21 protein-coding genes are annotated in these 16,806 nt (G+C 35.7%); 7 read left to right on the top strand and 14 right to left on the bottom strand.

Going from position 1 to position 16,806, the window contains the following annotated elements; translation table 11 throughout:
• The first annotated feature begins 505 nt into the window (after positions 1–505).
• Both OK414_RS12535 and mbcS read left to right on the top strand, forming a co-directional pair.
• Entirely contained in the window at positions 506–1,204 is a 699-nt protein-coding gene (locus OK414_RS12535; protein ID WP_095379747.1) for a hypothetical protein, read from the top strand.
• A gap of 155 nt (positions 1,205–1,359) precedes the next feature.
• Positions 1,360–2,934 carry an acyl-CoA synthetase MbcS gene (mbcS, locus tag OK414_RS12530; RefSeq protein ID WP_034651902.1) on the top strand — a complete coding sequence of 525 codons (1,575 nt, stop codon included), beginning with the start codon at positions 1,360–1,362 and terminating at the stop codon, positions 2,932–2,934.
• Between the two features lie 48 nt (positions 2,935–2,982).
• Here the strand turns inward: mbcS and OK414_RS12525 are convergent, their stop codons facing one another.
• Positions 2,983–3,957 carry a VanW family protein gene (locus OK414_RS12525; protein WP_034651904.1) on the bottom strand — a complete coding sequence of 325 codons (975 nt, stop codon included), beginning with the start codon at positions 3,955–3,957 and terminating at the stop codon, positions 2,983–2,985.
• Positions 3,958–4,357: 400 nt separating this feature from the next.
• On the opposite strand from OK414_RS12525, the gene OK414_RS12520 reads away from it, so the two are divergent.
• Positions 4,358–4,816, top strand: a complete 459-nt coding sequence (locus tag OK414_RS12520; RefSeq protein WP_013057155.1) for a MarR family winged helix-turn-helix transcriptional regulator — start codon at positions 4,358–4,360, stop codon at positions 4,814–4,816.
• 34 nt (positions 4,817–4,850) lie between these two features.
• Here OK414_RS12520 and OK414_RS12515 read toward each other — a convergent pair whose 3' ends face one another.
• Positions 4,851–6,362 (bottom strand): class I adenylate-forming enzyme family protein, encoded by a 1,512-nt coding sequence (locus tag OK414_RS12515; RefSeq protein WP_263045759.1) that lies wholly within the window; start codon positions 6,360–6,362, stop codon positions 4,851–4,853.
• A 411-nt stretch (positions 6,363–6,773) separates the two neighbouring features.
• On the opposite strand from OK414_RS12515, the gene OK414_RS12510 reads away from it, so the two are divergent.
• Positions 6,774–7,418, top strand: coding sequence for an SDR family oxidoreductase (locus tag OK414_RS12510; protein ID WP_013083268.1), 645 nt, complete (start codon positions 6,774–6,776; stop codon positions 7,416–7,418).
• A 35-nt stretch (positions 7,419–7,453) separates the two neighbouring features.
• Here the strand turns inward: OK414_RS12510 and OK414_RS12505 are convergent, their stop codons facing one another.
• From OK414_RS12505 to OK414_RS12455, 11 genes are all read right to left on the bottom strand, one after another.
• Positions 7,454–8,074 carry an NUDIX hydrolase gene (locus OK414_RS12505; protein ID WP_263045758.1) on the bottom strand — a complete coding sequence of 207 codons (621 nt, stop codon included), beginning with the start codon at positions 8,072–8,074 and terminating at the stop codon, positions 7,454–7,456.
• 176 nt (positions 8,075–8,250) lie between these two features.
• Complete coding sequence (locus tag OK414_RS12500; protein WP_047932440.1) at positions 8,251–8,526, bottom strand: hypothetical protein; 276 nt, start codon at positions 8,524–8,526, stop codon at positions 8,251–8,253.
• A 137-nt stretch (positions 8,527–8,663) separates the two neighbouring features.
• Positions 8,664–9,089 (bottom strand): 3-hydroxyacyl-ACP dehydratase FabZ, encoded by a 426-nt coding sequence (gene fabZ, locus OK414_RS12495; RefSeq protein WP_034651912.1) that lies wholly within the window; start codon positions 9,087–9,089, stop codon positions 8,664–8,666.
• An 18-nt stretch (positions 9,090–9,107) separates the two neighbouring features.
• Positions 9,108–9,914 carry a cobalamin-binding protein gene (locus OK414_RS12490; RefSeq protein ID WP_263045757.1) on the bottom strand — a complete coding sequence of 269 codons (807 nt, stop codon included), beginning with the start codon at positions 9,912–9,914 and terminating at the stop codon, positions 9,108–9,110.
• Positions 9,915–10,014: 100 nt separating this feature from the next.
• Entirely contained in the window at positions 10,015–10,185 is a 171-nt protein-coding gene (locus OK414_RS12485; protein ID WP_263045756.1) for a hypothetical protein, read from the bottom strand.
• A 122-nt stretch (positions 10,186–10,307) separates the two neighbouring features.
• Positions 10,308–10,493, bottom strand: coding sequence for a hypothetical protein (locus OK414_RS12480; RefSeq protein WP_013083262.1), 186 nt, complete (start codon positions 10,491–10,493; stop codon positions 10,308–10,310).
• A 133-nt stretch (positions 10,494–10,626) separates the two neighbouring features.
• Positions 10,627–10,842 carry a DUF378 domain-containing protein gene (locus OK414_RS12475; protein WP_013057146.1) on the bottom strand — a complete coding sequence of 72 codons (216 nt, stop codon included), beginning with the start codon at positions 10,840–10,842 and terminating at the stop codon, positions 10,627–10,629.
• A gap of 133 nt (positions 10,843–10,975) precedes the next feature.
• Entirely contained in the window at positions 10,976–11,446 is a 471-nt protein-coding gene (locus tag OK414_RS12470) for a DinB family protein (protein WP_128820634.1), read from the bottom strand.
• Positions 11,447–11,878: 432 nt separating this feature from the next.
• The gene (locus tag OK414_RS12465; protein WP_034651922.1) at positions 11,879–12,694 is read right to left on the bottom strand and encodes a protein-glutamine gamma-glutamyltransferase; all 816 of its coding nucleotides are present in this window, start codon (positions 12,692–12,694) and stop codon (positions 11,879–11,881) included.
• A 129-nt stretch (positions 12,695–12,823) separates the two neighbouring features.
• On the bottom strand, positions 12,824–13,153 hold the full coding sequence (locus tag OK414_RS12460) for a hypothetical protein (protein WP_263045755.1): 330 nt from the start codon (positions 13,151–13,153) through the stop codon (positions 12,824–12,826).
• Positions 13,154–13,602: 449 nt separating this feature from the next.
• Positions 13,603–13,893, bottom strand: coding sequence for a hypothetical protein (locus OK414_RS12455; RefSeq protein WP_230586555.1), 291 nt, complete (start codon positions 13,891–13,893; stop codon positions 13,603–13,605).
• A 403-nt stretch (positions 13,894–14,296) separates the two neighbouring features.
• Here OK414_RS12455 and OK414_RS12450 point away from each other — a divergent pair, with 403 nt between their 5' ends.
• Complete coding sequence (locus OK414_RS12450; protein WP_254176971.1) at positions 14,297–14,956, top strand: hypothetical protein; 660 nt, start codon at positions 14,297–14,299, stop codon at positions 14,954–14,956.
• A 162-nt stretch (positions 14,957–15,118) separates the two neighbouring features.
• Here the strand turns inward: OK414_RS12450 and OK414_RS12445 are convergent, their stop codons facing one another.
• Entirely contained in the window at positions 15,119–15,628 is a 510-nt protein-coding gene (locus tag OK414_RS12445; RefSeq protein WP_263045754.1) for a hypothetical protein, read from the bottom strand.
• Between the two features lie 123 nt (positions 15,629–15,751).
• Between OK414_RS12445 and OK414_RS12440 the strand changes: the two genes are divergently transcribed.
• Together OK414_RS12440 and OK414_RS12435 are read left to right on the top strand one after the other, a co-directional pair.
• On the top strand, positions 15,752–16,252 hold the full coding sequence (locus OK414_RS12440; protein ID WP_263045753.1) for a hypothetical protein: 501 nt from the start codon (positions 15,752–15,754) through the stop codon (positions 16,250–16,252).
• A gap of 49 nt (positions 16,253–16,301) precedes the next feature.
• A complete protein-coding gene (locus tag OK414_RS12435; RefSeq protein ID WP_263045752.1) occupies positions 16,302–16,766 on the top strand; it encodes a hypothetical protein in 465 nt (154 codons plus the stop codon).
• Positions 16,767–16,806: the final 40 nt, after the last annotated feature.

Raw genomic sequence — 16,806 nt, 5'->3', positions numbered from 1 at the left:
GATACCTTATTAAAATCACTAAAAACCCCTTTCTTATCAGCTTTTTAGTGATTTTAGTTGTAGTTTCCTTTTTCATCGGGTATAATATTAAACAAATAGATGACGGTATAAATTGGATGTCATTATCCAGTTTTAAAGGAGCGATACTCATGAACATTACAATTTATTATGGAAATCATGAAGATAAAACAATTCATACAATGGATTGTCACGTAGATATCGATTTAGATGATGAAGATATGGTAGCTTTAACAGAAGCTCGTTAATGAATATATAAAAGGCTGTGGATGCTTTTCATCTGCAGCCTTTTATTTTTTTGCTCTCCCCCTCTCCTCTTTAACTTCTACTAACCGCTACGTTTTACAAATCTTAGTTACTTTTATTATAAAATTTCAAATTCTCCGTTAACTTTTCTTTACTTTTCGACACATTTTTTGTATCATTAGATAAGAACGTATGTTCGTTTTATTTTTATCGTATTGATGATCACAAGGAGTGTTTTTGAATGACGGTACGAAAAAGAAAAAGAAAGAAGCTCCCTCCTACCCTATCCAATACAGGCTTTATTGGAGCAACGTTTGCTGATACAGATGAATTAGCACGCAATGAATATCACTTTCCTCGTAAGCAAATGAAAATTGCCCATCATGTCTTAGATGCCTTGCTTCAAGGGGCAACGCACTTATTTCAACAGCATAAAGTTGAAGCCGCTATCTCATGCGTGTATCTTCCTAAGTACAAGAAGATTGGTTTAGTCCTTTCTAAACAGCCTTTTGGCCGCAATGAAGGCATTGGGTATTTTATTAATTACTTAAAGGAAATCGGACATATTGAGTGGGATGAAAAAACGAAAGACTACGAAATACATAATACGAGCTTTATCGGCGTGGTATTTGCAGATCTAGAAAAAATTGCTAAGTTCACCTTCGACTTTGAGCTGGAATTGCTGTCGAAGTTCGTTAAAGACTTGATTATTCCTGCTAAAGAGCTTTTCTTGCAGCATAATGTAAAAGCGTATCTCTCAGGCGTTGAAAATGAAGATCAGCATAAAGTAGGGTTTGTTTTATCGATCAAGCCTTATGATGAACGTAAGGAAGCAGACTTATATTTTGTGGAGTATTTAAAAGAACGTGGTTTATACGAAGAGGACGAGTCTGAAGAAGAGCTAGTACCTATTCATACAAAATGGAGCTTATTTAAATAACATACGTTATACCCGCTGTCTTAATAAGGTAAGCGGGTCTTTTTTTGCTTTTTACTAAAACCCAAAACAAATTAGTAGCAAGTACTAATAGTTAGTAATATAATAATAGTAATGATAAAAAATCATTGATATCTATAATATAAGGAGTCGTTTTTATGATTCAACTAAAAGATTTAGTTCCAAGTGAACATTACAATTTAACAGAGGAAATTGAAAAACATGCATCCGATCAGCTTGCGTTAAAGTGGCAGAACGCTGACGGTGCGCGTGAGGAAATTACATATAACCAGCTGTTAGCAAAAGCCAATAAAGTGGCAAACGGGTTAACAGAGCTAGGATTAACAAAAGGCGATCATGTTTTAGTTATTGCACCTCGCCTTATTGAATCGTACGCTATTTACTTAGCATGCTTAAAAGCAGGTATTATTGTAATTCCTTCTTCAGAACTATTACGCGCAAAAGATATCCAATATCGTTTACATCACGCTGAAGCAAAAGCGATTATTTCTTACCATCCTTTCTGCAATGAGATCGATAAGATTGAAAACTTCCCTACTTCTCTACAACATAAAATTACGTTTGGTGCTGATGTTACGTCATGGACGCGCTTAGAGTCACTTACGGTTGATGCATCAGAACAGTTCCAAGCAGCTAAAACAACTAAGGATGATACGGCATTCCTTCCTTATACATCTGGTACAACAGGACAGCCAAAAGGCGTTGTTCATACTCATGGATGGGCTTATGCTCACCTTCGTATCGCAGCTGCTGAATGGTTAGATATTAAAAAAGGCGATACGGTCTGGGCAACAGCAGGTCCTGGTTGGCAGAAATGGATTTGGACTCCGTTTTTATCTGTGCTTGGACAAGGTGCAACAGGCATTATCTATAACGGACGTTTTGAACCTAAAAAGTTTTTAGAAATTTTACAGGATGAAAAAGTAAACGTACTGTGCTGTACGCCAACAGAGTACCGCTTTATGGCTAAAATTGATGAGCTGGAACGTTTTGACCTATCTCACCTTCATAGCGCTGTATCTGCCGGAGAGCCGCTAAATGAAGAAGTGATTAATGTGTTTAAAAAATATTTTAATATCCAAGTACGTGATGGATACGGTCAAACGGAAAATACCCTTTTGATTGGTACCTTAAAAGGTGTAAAAACGAAGATTGGTTCAATGGGTAAACCGATGCTTGAAGGGTTTGTAGAAATCATTAATGAAGATGGCGAACCTTGTAAGCCTGGAGAAGTTGGAGACATTGCCGTTCGTAGAGACCTCCCTTCTCTTTTCAAGCACTACTATAAAGACATGGAGCGCACTGAGAAAACGTATAAAGGAAACTACTATTTAACAGGTGACCGCGCTTCTAAAGATGAAGAGAACTATTACTGGTTCCAAGGACGCGGAGATGATATTATTATCAGTTCCGGCTATACAATTGGACCATTTGAAGTTGAAGATGCGTTAATTAAGCATCCAGCGGTGAAAGAATGTGCCGTTGTAGCTAGCCCAGATGCTGATCGCGGCCATGTTGTAAAAGCGTATGTTGTTCTTGTTGATCATGTAAAAACAACAGATGCAGGGTTTATTAAAGAGCTGCAAAATCACGTAAAAACTCTTACTGCACCTTATAAGTATCCTCGTGTAATTGAATTTATTGATGAATTGCCAAAAACTAATTCAGGTAAAATTCGACGTGTGGAACTTCGTGAACGGGAGCAACAATAAGCATAATAAATAAAAAAAGACGTATCCTAACGGATACGTCTTTTTTTATTAGATGGAACGCTGTGAAGTACGAACATCTACCGTTAAAACACCGGTATTTACATTTGCGTAGGCTTTAATGATGACAGGATAATCTTTGTTGTTTGTGAACTTAAAATCAGGTCCTCCCCACGATACGGTTGCATCTCTTCCAGCAGGTACATAACCTACATGTTTTGAATGGTGAGACCTAGCTGTCACTTGAAGACCAGCGCCGTCAATAGCATTAAATAGCGTAGAAGATGTTTGGCAGATCCCTCCGCCAATTCCCATCACCAGCTGTTTATTGATGATTTCAGGAGCAGGCTGATAGCCTCTTTCTGCTGTGCGCTCCCCAACTGTTTGATTATAAGAAAATGAATCTCCAGGACCTAATACAACGTTGTTAATCGCTTCTGCGGATAGCTGAACATTTCTGTTTCGACTTGTATCACTTGGACGAAAACGTGTAGAATAAGAAGCTAACGATACATCAGCGATCCCTTGAGCAGATGCTGCCGTTACATTTGGAGCGGTTTCGTAAATCGGAACCTTCACATCCAATTGTTTCGTATTTAAGTTCTGCAGATTTTTAACAAGCTCTGCTTCTTTTAAAATAATTTGTTTGGACCCGCCGGTTAACGATCCATTTGCATCCATTTTTATGTTTTGCATAGGCGTGTCGATCCCTTTTGCCAGTTCAGACGCTAATTGCTTAATTTCTTGGTCGTATATGTCTTTATCCTTGTAATGAACCGGCTTGAATTCTTTCATTACTTGTCCTGTACGGGAATCTTTCAACTGATACGTCAGGTCTTCGACTTTAAGGACTGGTTTTTTCTTTTTCTCAGTCTTTTTCTCAGTCTTTTTTTCTGCTTTTTTCGCTGCTTGTTTTTGTTCTATCGCGGCTGTTTGCTTTGCAGAATGATTGGTATACATGCTGTACGCAATAAACGCACTAACAATTGTCGCGCCAAGCAAAAGCGCCCCTAAGACTTTCTTCATGTAATTGAATCCCCCCATATCTCGGCTTTACCTCAATATGTTTTTTCTATAAAAATATGTATACATTCATTTTATACAAACATCTTATAAAAGACGATCTGCCAAAGTGAATAATCACCATTTTTTATATTTTTTTCTTTGTTCAACACATGAGGTAAAGCGGAATGATGTTCATAGACCCCATTTTTTCTTATGAACTCAATAGAAAACAAATGTTGTATGCGTTTCCTGTTATTACTATTCTTATATATAATAGCACGAAAACAAGGATTTTTTAACGAATTATGGTAATTATTTTAAAATTTTTCTGACAATTTCCCCGGTGTTGTTCATTTTTCTATGGGCATTATACATGGTATAATGGTAAAAATGGAATTTGTTTTATGAGGAGGATTTACGCTTGACTGAACGTTATAGCAAAGAAGAGATTAGTCATCAGCTAGAAAGTATAGATCATGTAAAAGAAGCTCTTTTAAAATATAAAAACACCGTAATCGGTGAGAAATATGATTTGCTTCCCTACCATTTAACTTCAACAAAAGAGGCAATCTTAAAGACCATTCACGATAAAAAAAGCTGTATTGTTAGCGATATCACAAAAGTACTTGGACTCTCACCTGGGGCTATCACCATTGTATTAAATCAATTAGAAGATGATGAGCTTGTGAATCGTATTTATAAAAAGCAAAACCGCCGAAGCGTGTGGGTGGAGTTGACGGAAAAAGGCGAAAAAGTTGTCGAAATATTGCAAGCTACTCGTGTCGATTTTTGGTCAGATTTACTTTCACACTTATCAGAAGAAGAAAGAGATCAATACTTTCACATTATGAAAAAAATATCTCAAAAATTACAGCAATAAATATAAAAAAGCGGCTATAAAGGCCGCTTTTTTATTATGCGTGTGCTAAGGCTTGTTTTTTCACTTCGTTTTTCAACACTTTTCCTACGCTGTTTTTAGGAAGTGATGAAACAAATACAACAGTTGGCACTTTATATGGTGCTAATCGTTCTTTACAGAAGTTCACTACATCTTCTTTAGTTAAAGCAGATGCTTCTTGTTTAACAACAAATGCATATGGAACTTCGCCGTACACATCATCAGGCATGCCGACAACTGTCGCTTCTAACACCCCATCTGCTGCTAGGACAACTTCTTCTACTTGATCTGGGTAGATGTTGTCTCCTCCATATACAATTACATCTTTATAGCGTCCTTCAATGTAAAGAAATCCGTCCTCATCTAATCGACCTGCATCGCCCATCGCTAACCAGCCATCTTGTAAGACAGCGTTTGTTGCTTCTTCGTTTTGCCAGTAGCCTTTGAAAAGATAAGGGCTTCGTACGAGTACTTCACCTTTTTCTCCAGTTGGTACTTCTTGACGTGTATCCGGATCTACAATTTTAACTTCCACATGTGGAGCAGGTTTTCCAGCAGAGCTTACTTTCTTCCATCCCATTTGAGGATGCCATGAACTGATAATCCAAGCTTCTGTGCTTCCGTACCCTTGAGCTAAAATCATTCCGTTACGATCATATTGTTCAATTAAAGACTCTGATACTTTTGTTCCGCCTGACACAGCAAGTTTTAGAGGGAAATCATAGTGATCTCCTTTTTCAAGCTCTTCTACAATGTATTTTAATGCAGGTGGTAGTGCAAACAGCATTTTAATGTTTTCTTTTTCAATTACCTCAATTACTTTAGCTGGATCTGTTTCTTCAGAACATACCATTGTGTTTCCTGTGTTAATGCACATAAATAAAATGCTCATCGAACTCATGTGGAAGAATGGATGAACAAACAAATAGCGCATGTTTTTATCAATATTTGCACGTTTTTCCTGTCCGCCAGAATTTAAAAAGGCACTTACCGATCCGTGTGCAATCATACATCCTTTTGACTTACCTGTTGTACCTGATGTGAACATCATCAATGCTAGATCTTCAGGAAGCACTTCAGGAAGTGCTTCTGGTGTGTTTGTGTTATACGCTGAGAATTGAGTTGTAAATTCTTTTGCATCCTCAATTTTTAACGTGAAACTAAGTCCCTCCGTTTGTTCCGCTTTTTCTAATACAGACGTAAATTCATTGTGGTGGATAATCGCTTTTAACTGTCCGCTCGTAATAATGCTATCAAGCTCATAAGGCGTCATGCTCTTACTTAATGGAACAACGACTGCTCCCACTTGTAAAATCCCCATTGTAACGACTGGGTAAGCAATGCTTGTATGAGCTAAAACACCTATACGATCTCCTTTTTGAATTCCTTTCTCTAAGAAGTAATGAGACAATTGATTTACTTTTTCATGAAATTCATTAAATGTATAACGTTCATTATGTTCAACTAGTGCTTCATGTTGAGGAGAAATCTCTGCACGTTCTGCGACTAAGTATTGTAATGTGTTCATTTTATCCTCTCCTTTGTCCGCTCGGACTAAATATTTCGTTTATGAATATTTTAATGACTAAAACATAATAACAAAAAATTTTTCCGAAGTAAAAGTTTAAAATTATCAAAATGTGTTTATATAGGTTGTATCGGGAAATGTTAAAAGAGATACTGTTTTTAAGAAGTGTTGTATTACCAAGGGTTTGAGAAAATTTTACAAAATTTAAATAGTTCAGACACTGGGTTTAACGAACTATTTTTTTCCTTTTTTTGTTTGTAAATTAGTTTTTATTTCTTGTTTTTCATTTTTTTAATATATTTTCTTACTTTCCCCTTATTCACCGGATTTTGAGCTCATTTATTGAATGAAAAGAGTGAATATGAAACAATTATATATAAGCATTTGGATTTGAAAGGAGCAAATTTAGACATGAAAGTTCTTGTAATTGGTGCGAATGGTCAAGTAGGCAAACATATTATAAACATTTTGAATGAAAGTGATGTGCACACTGTACGTGCGATGGTTCGTAAAGAAGAACAAGCAAAAGAACTTGAGGCAAGAGGTATCGAAACGGCTTTTGCAAGCTTAGAAGGCACTGTACATGAAATCAAGGAAGTGATGAAAGGTTGTGACGCTGTTATCTTTAGCGCAGGATCAGGCGGAAATACAGGCCATGATAAGACACTTTTAATTGATTTAGACGGTGCGGTAAAAGCGATGGAAGCTGCAGAAGATTTAGGTATTAAACGATTTGTCATGGTAAGCGCACTTCAAGCACATCACCGTGAAAACTGGAATACTTCACTAATTCCTTACTATGTAGCCAAACATTACGCAGATAAAATCTTAGAAGCAAGCGGATTAACATATACAATTGTTCGACCAGGCGGATTGTTAAACGAACCAGGAACAGGACGTGTAGATGCTGGGGAGAACAAAGAGCGCGGATCCATTCCTCGCGAAGATGTAGCGCGTGTGGTAGTGGAAACGCTAAGTGAAGATCATACATTCGGACGTTCTTTTGATTTAGTTTCAGGCGATACGCCTATCGCAGAGGCTATTCAATCTATTTAATATAAAAAAAGCAGCGAATCCGTATTCGCTGCTTTTTATTTATCATTTAGTACATGTATTAAATGATAAATCACTTTTGCTGTCAGTCCCCATATGACTCGATCTTCATAGTAATAAAAATGTTCTTCCATCTCTCTTGTTTGCCAATTATAATTTTCACCACCAATAATCGCGTCATAAGGAAAATTATGTTCGGGTTCTACTCTGAAATGGATATTGTGTATATCAGGTTCGGTACGCTGAAAAAAAGAAAGAGGCACGGTAAATATTTCTGCTACTTCCGAAGGATTCGGTCGAAGTTCAAGCAACTCATCAATAAAACCTACATAAGGATAAATGATTGTTCCGAATTGAGAAACAATATAATCTAAAGCTTGTACTTGCTGAATAGATTCAGGCGTAATCCCTAACTCCTCGGATGTTTCACGGATAGCCGTTTCTTTTTCGTCTGCATCCGTCTTCTCGACACGCCCTCCTGGAAAACAAATTTCTCCGGGCTGTCTTCGTAAATCGAGCGCTCTTACCTCAAATAAAACATGCAGTTCCCCTTGTTTTTCAATAAGCGGAACAAGAATACCGAAGCGAGAAAACTGCTTCATCCCAAGAATTGTCGGTATCCGATTTTCTAACTTAGCTATAATACGGGATGCATCCATAGGTCCACTTCCTTTCACAAAATGAATTATCAAAAGAATAGCGAGTTATAAGCTACGATGTCAACTAACCTGCAAAAGAAAGCTGTTATCTTTAGTATATGAAGAGATCCATTCAATTGACACTACAATTGATAAAAATATATAACATGAATATAAATAAAAACAGATAGCATCGGCTACCTGTCTTTCTGTTTTGTTTTTAACAACCCATAAATAAGTAAAAAGAATGCAACCACACTGATAAGCAATCCTCCTACTTGCTTATCAGTGAGTCCAAAACGAAGCTGAAGCCAAAAGATAACCAAGCAAATCAAAATGACGCTGGTAGCTAAATAAAAGTAAATGCTGTAGAAAAACGGATTCGTTCTTTTCCGTTTGTAGACAAGTAGTGAGATGCCTATATACGTACCCAATAGTGTGAGTAATACAACAACTTCCGTGAATGTTCTCACCGCATTCTCCCCTCTCCTTTTTTCTTCTATACCCCGTTTCTTCTTTCATCAAAAGGAAGTTTGACTAAGGTATTTACAAAAAAAGCGCTCTTATGCCATAAGGGGGTTTCCTTCAATACGCTTTATCCTGGTTTGTATTATATATCAAGAGCAAAGGTAATGACCGCTTCACAAGCTAACTCGCTATCTACAAATGCTTTTCCTTTTCCTCTTACAATCTTTCCACGCTGCTTCAGAACCTCAAATTCTAAACGCAGTGTATCTCCTGGCCTTACTTGACGCTTAAAACGACATTCGTCTATCCCTGCTAAAAAAGCAAGTCTTCCTTTTTGTTGGTCATCCGCAGCCATGGCAAATCCACCGAGCTGAGCAAGAGCTTCGACAATAAGTACCCCTGGCATTACCATATAGTCGGGAAAGTGGCCTTTGAAAAAAGGTTCATTTGCTGTTACTTGTTTAATCCCTATCGCAAGCTTTCCTTCTTCTTGCTCTAAGATGCGGTCAACAAGTAAAAAAGGATAGCGGTGTTGAATGGTATGTTTTATTTGTTTTATATCTTTCATATGTATCGCTCCTTTTTCTTATAGTAAGGGGTCCTTGCCGTCAAATACAGGAAACGTATCTGGATGAAGGAGCGGCGCGAGTTTTTTTAACCCTAACAGCAACCTAGGTGAAGGACGACAATACATCCATTCTTCTAGTACGTATACGCGATGTTCTTTTATGGCAGACATGTCAGACCAGTTCGGTCTCTTGTGTAAAATCTTTGGATTCATTTTGTTTGTCTGTACGCCCACCCAAGCCAAACACACATGAAGTGGATTTCGTTTGAGCACTTCTTCCCAATCACTCTGTACATTTGCTTCTTTATGATCAGCAAATATATTTTCTCCTCCCGCTAACTCACTAATTTCAGTCAGCCAGTTTGCTTTGCCAGGAGTAAAGACAGGTTTTGGCCACCATTCCCAGTATACAGTGGCTTTTTCGTCAATTTGACTTGCAATCCCTTTATATGTAGAAAGAAACTGATCATAACGCTTTAACAGTTCAGCTGCTTTTGTTTCAATGTTTAATCGCTGACCTAAATCCTGTAGATTTTGACGGATATCTTTTAGCGAATTAGGATTATATACGATATAAGGAAGCTTTCGTTTTTTTAGTTCTTCAATATTTCGCTCCATTCCAGGAACGCTTAGTGATGCTAGGACTAAATCGGGTTTAGCTTCTTCCACCGCATCCATATTAATAGATAAATCGGGACCTAAACGCGGCAGACCTTGAATAGACTGCGGCCAATCGGAATAATCATCAATTGCTACGAGCAAATGCTCACATTTTAAATACGCTATTAGTTCTGTATTGCTTGGACAAAGCGAAACAATTCGCATAGTTCCCCTCCTGCATTCATTTCTTTTTTTCTATTATACAATAGATCCAAATATAAAAAGCAGAGACTTTCACTGAAGTCCCTGCTTGTGGTGCTCTCTCTTATCCGCCCATTGCGCGATAAAAGAAGTAAAAGAAACCTAAACAGCCAAGTGAACTAATGCTTGTAGTTAAAATGCCGATTGAAAGCAACACTTGTCCGTCTTTTTTTGTTTGTATCGCAGCATATAATAAAAAGCTAAACAGGTGCCAAGAAGTAAATAAATAGCCCATATGTAAGGTAGATTCTTTAGCTGAAAGATGTATCCTTGATTAAATAATAAACAGTAAATAAAAAAAAGATTTACGATAAAAAATATAGGAAGTACACTTTTCTTCATCTATTAAACCCTCTTCTATTCTTTATTTTCTGCTATAGTTGCTCTGTTTTGATTTCTCAGTTCATCCCGTATTTCACGTAAATATTGATTTCTCTCTTTCATTCGCTTTAACACTATAACGATAACAGCTATAATACCAGCAATGATTCCTATATAAAGAACTCCGAACACTAAGATAGGTACTACACCCCAAAGCTCCATCTCATCCCTCCTATTTTTTGGTTATTACCTTATTTTACCGTATTTTGTAAAGTTGTCACATCTTTTCTCCATGAAAAAGGGAGTTTGAATATACATTCAAACTCCCTAAAGAGATAATAAAAAATAATATTTATTATAGCGCTTTGCTTTTGACACTCGCTCCCGTTCCGAAGAACTTATCAAAAATTTGATAAAGAGCAGACAGGCCGACTAACCAATAAATCGTTGTTACTAACCAATCCCAAGAGCCAAATAGCTCTTCTACTACATTCACGCCTAATGCTACAGCTAACCAATTTAAACCGCCTAAAATCACAAGAAGAGTCGTTAAACCTGAAAGAAATTTCACGTTGTCACCTCCTTGCGAACTGCATTAGGAAAAGCAGCTCATGTTACATCTTATGCGCTGTATAGATCAGTATATGCATAGGCGCTATGTAAAATAGTTATAAAGAATATGTGATTTATTCTTTTTTATTTCCTTATTCTGCTGCAGCTTTCCCAATTTTCTTAATCGTTTCTACATGCATCGCTTCATGGTAGAAGCTGAATAAAAACGTTTCGCCAACTGTTGTAAAGTTAATACCCGCTTTATTTGTAAAAGGTGTGATTAACTGCTTATCAAACTGCCCGGGCATGAACTCTTTAATACGCTGTGCTTGGTCTTTCAACACATTCGCAATTTCTTCAAGAGAAGGAGCAGCCTCCGTCCAATCGGCAGGTTTTGTTCCTGCGCCAAAAAAGCTTTCATAACTCTCTGGCGTTTGCATCGGTTCACCAGCTAAGCCAAACACAAGCTTTTCTTGAATAAAGGCAATGTGTCCAAGATTCCAGCGGATATTGTTATTGAATCCTTTTGGTGTGATGTCCGCTGCCTCTTCTGTTGTTTTTTCGAGGATACTAATCGTAATTCCTCTTACAACGTCCATATGTTTTAAAATCATGTTTTCCATCGTCTAATCTCTCCTTACGTTGTCGTATTAGATAAACTATTCAATGTCTATTGTGCACAAATTAACCCTCAAATGCCACTCATAACATTTAAACCTTAAAATAAAAGAAAATCCAAAAGAAACATCCCCCTATATAAAAACTAGGGGGATGTTTTAAGCAGAAGACTTCAAATTTGAGACAGGTCCTTTGTTTGGCTTCGGTTTTAGCTGACCAAGCTTATTTTTCAGATAATCTTTTAATGCGCCGCGTTTTCTCTTGCGTCTTTTATCACGATTTTTAATGGGAATCTCCTCCTTTCCTTTTAGTTTTAAGACCTGTGTATTAAATGGATTCTTCTTTTATACATAAAATCCTTTTGAATTCTCAAATTTACCTTCATGTAATTCTTTCCTTTTTACACAAAAAGACCAAAGTATCAAAACTTTGATCAATCAAGCTACATACGTAATCGACCCAATAGTGGAAATAATAGCGCTGTTTCTGTCGTACCAAACAACAGGTTCGTATCTAACTGCAAAATAACTGAGGTGAGCCGTGTGCAGCCTGACAATTTCATCTGACAGATAAGCTGATTGCTTTGCATCGTCTTTTCTCTTTAAATTTAACACTTCAATAATTCTTTCTCGCGTCGTGATTCCAATTCCATGACCAAAATATAGAGTTTCATCTAATACAATAGTGTTTTCACCTTTCCACTGGGGAGTATCAGGGTTATAATCAGGGTTTTTAAAATACGCACAGTCTCCGGGCAAGTAGTCAGATCCTTTATAACCATGGAGCTCAAGATCTTCATCGTATTGCCAATCGTGTAAGTAAAGATCAGCAAAAAGCCTGTTAAAGTTTGCTTTGCCAATATTATTTAATACAGCTTTGTAAAAGATGATGATAACAGCCGTCGCGCACTCAAACGCGTATTCGTGTCCGTTGTAAAAAATATCATCGATGGCCTGATGAGGAGAAACGGTAGGCAGTAGCTGAAACCCTCCATTATCGGTTCGTTTCCAATACTTTTCGTTACACCTAGAACGTGCAAATGTAGCAAACTTAGCGCCGCTTTTGCGCAGCAGTACAGATGATTCAATAATTTGTAATTTAACAGATACATCAAAATCAAGCTGGTCAAATGTAGCATACTCATACACTTCCCTATAGGCATCCATCTGTTTTAAAATGTCTGCTTTTTCTTTCGTTAACGAACTATTATTTAGATCACTTATTTTCACAATTTGGTGGTTAACTTTAATCATAGACGTTCTCTCCTTTACAGAAAATGATATCAATCACTTTCTCTAACAGGATATTGATAAAAATTTTTTTTGTGTATCTTCATTTATTTAAAATCGTGAAGATTAGAAAAAACGATGAAAGAAAGTAATTTAACCAGTAAACTTTTTCTTTGTTCCTTTTTGTCCTTTTGTAGCCTTTTTAAATATAAAGCGAGCAACTAACAAGTACAGTGGTAACACAATAATGACGGCAATAACATTTAAAATCCAAGGTATTGTCCCCATAAAAATGTTTGAAGATGCTTTATCATACCAGCTCATAATCAGTAGTAAAAAGACCACACTGGATATAAAAGTACATATATATCCCTTCTTATAGTTTGTACTTTTCACAGCAACAACAAAGCCAATCACCAATGAAATGCCTGCTGCAATTAAGACAAAAATCAAAAATAAGTTTGCTACCTTTTGAACGTCCATTTCTTCCCTCTTTTCTATAAAATATAGCGCTATGAAAGTATAAAGTGATTTTATGTAGCCAGCTGGATAAAGCGTAGCGCTCATTATTAATAGAAGTCCTAATATGTTTAATAACTTTGTTTTTTTAATTTTTATTTCAATCTTTTCCTTCCAATCTCGATAACCCTTTTACTTATATAGAATCTAGAAGCTAAAATTTCTTGGCAATCTACTAGGTAAATGTTTATACTTCTTTTCGAAATGTCCCTCTTCATTAAATTTTGCTTAAAATGAACTTGTTCTCCACGAGACTTTTAGTTAGTTCTGTTCTTTATTTTGATTAACCGCTTCATTTTGTTTTTGATCAAAAGTTACTATTAAATTGTATATAAAAATCAACAAACCACCCCCAACCATAATCCAACGCATACTTCCTTGGAATGCAGAATTAAAAATGTTTGCTAAAGCTATTATAAGTCCTGAATTGTAAGGATTTGCTTTCCTGTTTTTATTTCTCTGATTTTATTGAATGGGATATGTAATACAATAGGCAGATTAGAGAAAACTTCTCCGTAAAAAAGTAGGCTTTTTTCTGTATAAGCTAAAACACCTCGAATAGGTACAGAATTTCCATTTGGTACACCTACAAGTCCCGAAAATCCACTTTCACATTCATAGTAAGTTAAAATAGATTCTCTAATTTCTTCGTCGCTATCTATCTTTTCTTTAAATTCTTTAGTTGCTCTTTCTTTTAAACTCATACTATCCCCCCTATAGAAATCACTTAAAAGTACACCTAACTAAATTTTATAATAATTACACTTTTTTTGTGAATTTTAGGTATCTGCCACCTGATTAATCTTTCTAGTTAAAATAATTTATAAAAAAAGTGCTTGGATATTTAAATATACAAGCACTTTTTGTTAATCCCCCCAAAAACTTTATAGGAAGGATACGTTTTTGGAGCTACGGGAGGTTTACTAAACGCGTAATCTTCTTCGATTTTTATATTAACAAATTATCACATTTTTATTTTACTTGTTTTTCTAAATATGTTTTAATTATACACTAGTAACATCTTAATTTGATGCGTAAGAACTCTACCAGTTAAACTTGGTTATTTCTGTAACTACGCCCTTATAATTAAGAGAAAGGAAAATGCTAATGGCCTTCGTTAAAAAAATAAACATCTCGTCCGAAGCTAAATCAATGGGTATAGACTTCTATGTACCTTTTTTAATTATTTTAATTGCCATACTTTATACGTGCTTTTCCCCTGATCTAGAAAGTCTTCAATATATATCAAGAATAATAGAATTTGTTGTATGTCCCATGGCCGCTTGGTGGTCCGTATACTTATTTTTAAATCACTCTGTTGATAAAGATAAAACAGCTGAGTTAACACCTAACTCCTCGCCATCTATTTTGTCTTACGGCCTTATTAGAGTGACAGCTTTCTTTCTTATTTTTCTAGCGGCATTTTTTGTATTACTAATTTCTATTACATTAAGGTACCCTTATCCTTACATATCATTATTTAATTTAACTATTATTTATGCTCCTCAAACTGTGTTGTACTGTTACTTAGGATTTTTCCTTATGGTATTGTCACGAAACATTGCTATTCCGCTATTTATTTTATTAACATATATAGCGGTCAAGTATTGGACGACTAGGGACATTCCGATATATAACGTAATGTCATTCTCTATAGATATGCAGTTGTATCCAAGGATTATCCTGTTAGCTGTAAAGAATATTTCATTAGCTCTTGCTTTAGCAGTTGCAGGACATTTCATTTTGGTCAGACGAAAGAAGATATAAATATTAGTTTATACTAAAAAAGCTGAGCTCCTATTTACACTAGAACTCAGCTTTTTTATTTCTTGAATAGGCTCAATTACAACATCGAAAGACTTAAAAAACATTAATTTATTTGCTCAACATATCAAACTTCGATTCTATTGTTTTTGCTATGCTTATTCATTATCCGTGAAAACACCTGTAAGAAGAATGGAGATGGTCGTAGAAAAATGATATACCTAGATCCTTGCCGTCCTCCCAACCTCTAATGGCCTCTATAACCGAATGCATATTTTCCATCATTGTCACTTTATATATTGTGTTAGAAGAAGTGTATTTCGTATAAGCTTTTAAAGCCTCTTCTCCATTTAGTTTGTCTACATCTTTTTCAAGGTTATTAATACTTATTTCTAACTCGTCATTATTCATTCTATTAACCTTTGCAGTACTGTTAACGGACGCAGATAACAAATTAAAATTATTTTTATAACTTTGAAACGTTCTTTCTATGTCCTCATCTTTATTAATAAGACGATCACATTCATTTTGGAGAAACGTTAACCCTATTTTTATTTCTTTTTGGGCTTCTTCTTGTTTTGTACTTTTGCTAATTGATTCTTTTGAGGTACATCCCATTAGACTAAAAGCAACAGTTAGAACAGCTGCTGCTGCTATCTTCCTTACATTCTTCATTGTGAAACTCCATTTCTTTGTTGTTTAACTTTTACATATTGAACAACTATATCACACAAATGGATTATTTTAACTATTTATATTAAGATTAAAATTAAAGAAATTAATAAAATGGGGGTTTATATGAAAAAGTTATATTCTGCATTACTCGCGCCTCTACTGTCGGCAAGTATACTAACAGGTTGTTCAGAAATAGACGTAAACGGTAAAAAAGACGGAGAATTTTATTCGAGTGAAGATGAAGCTTTTGAAAATGCAAAAAAAGAGTCTACAGGAATACAAGATATTATCGGTGAAAGCAAATATGTAGATAACGAAAAGATTGTTATCTATACAATTAAAGAAAAATCACATGTAGGTGTAGGAACAGCTACATTAACTCAAAAGGATCAAAAAATCCGTTGGTATTTTAATGGAAATCCAGCTATTATCAAACAATCAAATGGAAATCCAGATATCACTAGTGAAATAACGACTCCAAAAGGTGTAAAGTACGATTTTTATGCCGGTACCCCAACAAAATCAACTATGACAATTGAAACCCGTACCGATACTGAAGTAGTCCCTCATATTGATAAAGAATATGATATTTATTACTACCTCTCCCCTGTCCCAAGAAATTAAGTAGCAATTTTTTATTTTTTACTAGTCGCAACTAAGGGGGACATTATATATGAAAGTGTTTATAAAATTATCTCTGTTTACGTTTATTATCGTTGGATTATCAGGGTGTATAGGCGAGGAATATGACTTCTCTCCCCCTACGGTTACATTATCGGCCAATGATGTTGTGGATGTTGAACTGAAAGAAACTAATGTAGATTGGCGCGGAGAAGAAGGAAAACAGTACAGAAAGGAAACAAATACAAGGAATGGTATAAATGGAGCTAAAAAGCAGCAACAGCTAGCTGTAGCCCCTGAAACACAAGGAAATTTAAGGTTTGATAGCGAAGATTTTCTTGTTAATGACATTAGTTCTTATATAATAAGCACTAGTAATGCGAAGCAAGATATTAGAATAAACGAACAAGATAGAACTTTTACGTTCCCAAGGAAAAAAGGGAATTATGTTTATGTGCTAGAACTTCAAACTGATAGAGGCTATGCCCAATATGTAGGGAACGTTGTTGTTAAATAAATAACATAGAAATTAATAAACCCCAACCTCTACAAAGAGG

The organism is Priestia sp. JV24 (genome assembly GCF_025910025.1).
Lineage (GTDB): Bacteria > Bacillota > Bacilli > Bacillales > Bacillaceae_H > Priestia > Priestia megaterium.
This window is presented reverse-complemented; position numbering and strand designations above follow the sequence as displayed.

Coding starts and splice junctions, on each gene's coding strand:
- OK414_RS12490 (WP_263045757.1), bottom strand. CDS start 9,914: ATGCGAATTGTTTCGCTTTGTCCAAGCAATACAGAACTAATAGCGTAT.
- OK414_RS12455 (WP_230586555.1), bottom strand. CDS start 13,893: ATGAGTTTAAAAGAAAGAGCAACTAAAGAATTTAAAGAAAAGATAGAT.
- OK414_RS12485 (WP_263045756.1), bottom strand. CDS start 10,185: ATGGGCTATTTATTTACTTCTTGGCACCTGTTTAGCTTTTTATTATAT.
- OK414_RS12470 (WP_128820634.1), bottom strand. CDS start 11,446: ATGGAAAACATGATTTTAAAACATATGGACGTTGTAAGAGGAATTACG.
- OK414_RS12435 (WP_263045752.1), top strand. CDS start 16,302: ATGAAAGTGTTTATAAAATTATCTCTGTTTACGTTTATTATCGTTGGA.
- OK414_RS12505 (WP_263045758.1), bottom strand. CDS start 8,074: ATGGATGCATCCCGTATTATAGCTAAGTTAGAAAATCGGATACCGACA.
- OK414_RS12440 (WP_263045753.1), top strand. CDS start 15,752: ATGAAAAAGTTATATTCTGCATTACTCGCGCCTCTACTGTCGGCAAGT.
- fabZ (WP_034651912.1), bottom strand. CDS start 9,089: ATGAAAGATATAAAACAAATAAAACATACCATTCAACACCGCTATCCT.
- OK414_RS12450 (WP_254176971.1), top strand. CDS start 14,297: ATGGCCTTCGTTAAAAAAATAAACATCTCGTCCGAAGCTAAATCAATG.
- OK414_RS12525 (WP_034651904.1), bottom strand. CDS start 3,957: ATGAAGAAAGTCTTAGGGGCGCTTTTGCTTGGCGCGACAATTGTTAGT.
- OK414_RS12480 (WP_013083262.1), bottom strand. CDS start 10,493: ATGGAGCTTTGGGGTGTAGTACCTATCTTAGTGTTCGGAGTTCTTTAT.
- OK414_RS12460 (WP_263045755.1), bottom strand. CDS start 13,153: ATGGACGTTCAAAAGGTAGCAAACTTATTTTTGATTTTTGTCTTAATT.
- OK414_RS12515 (WP_263045759.1), bottom strand. CDS start 6,362: ATGAACACATTACAATACTTAGTCGCAGAACGTGCAGAGATTTCTCCT.
- OK414_RS12445 (WP_263045754.1), bottom strand. CDS start 15,628: ATGAAGAATGTAAGGAAGATAGCAGCAGCAGCTGTTCTAACTGTTGCT.
- OK414_RS12535 (WP_095379747.1), top strand. CDS start 506: ATGACGGTACGAAAAAGAAAAAGAAAGAAGCTCCCTCCTACCCTATCC.
- mbcS (WP_034651902.1), top strand. CDS start 1,360: ATGATTCAACTAAAAGATTTAGTTCCAAGTGAACATTACAATTTAACA.
- OK414_RS12510 (WP_013083268.1), top strand. CDS start 6,774: ATGAAAGTTCTTGTAATTGGTGCGAATGGTCAAGTAGGCAAACATATT.
- OK414_RS12465 (WP_034651922.1), bottom strand. CDS start 12,694: ATGATTAAAGTTAACCACCAAATTGTGAAAATAAGTGATCTAAATAAT.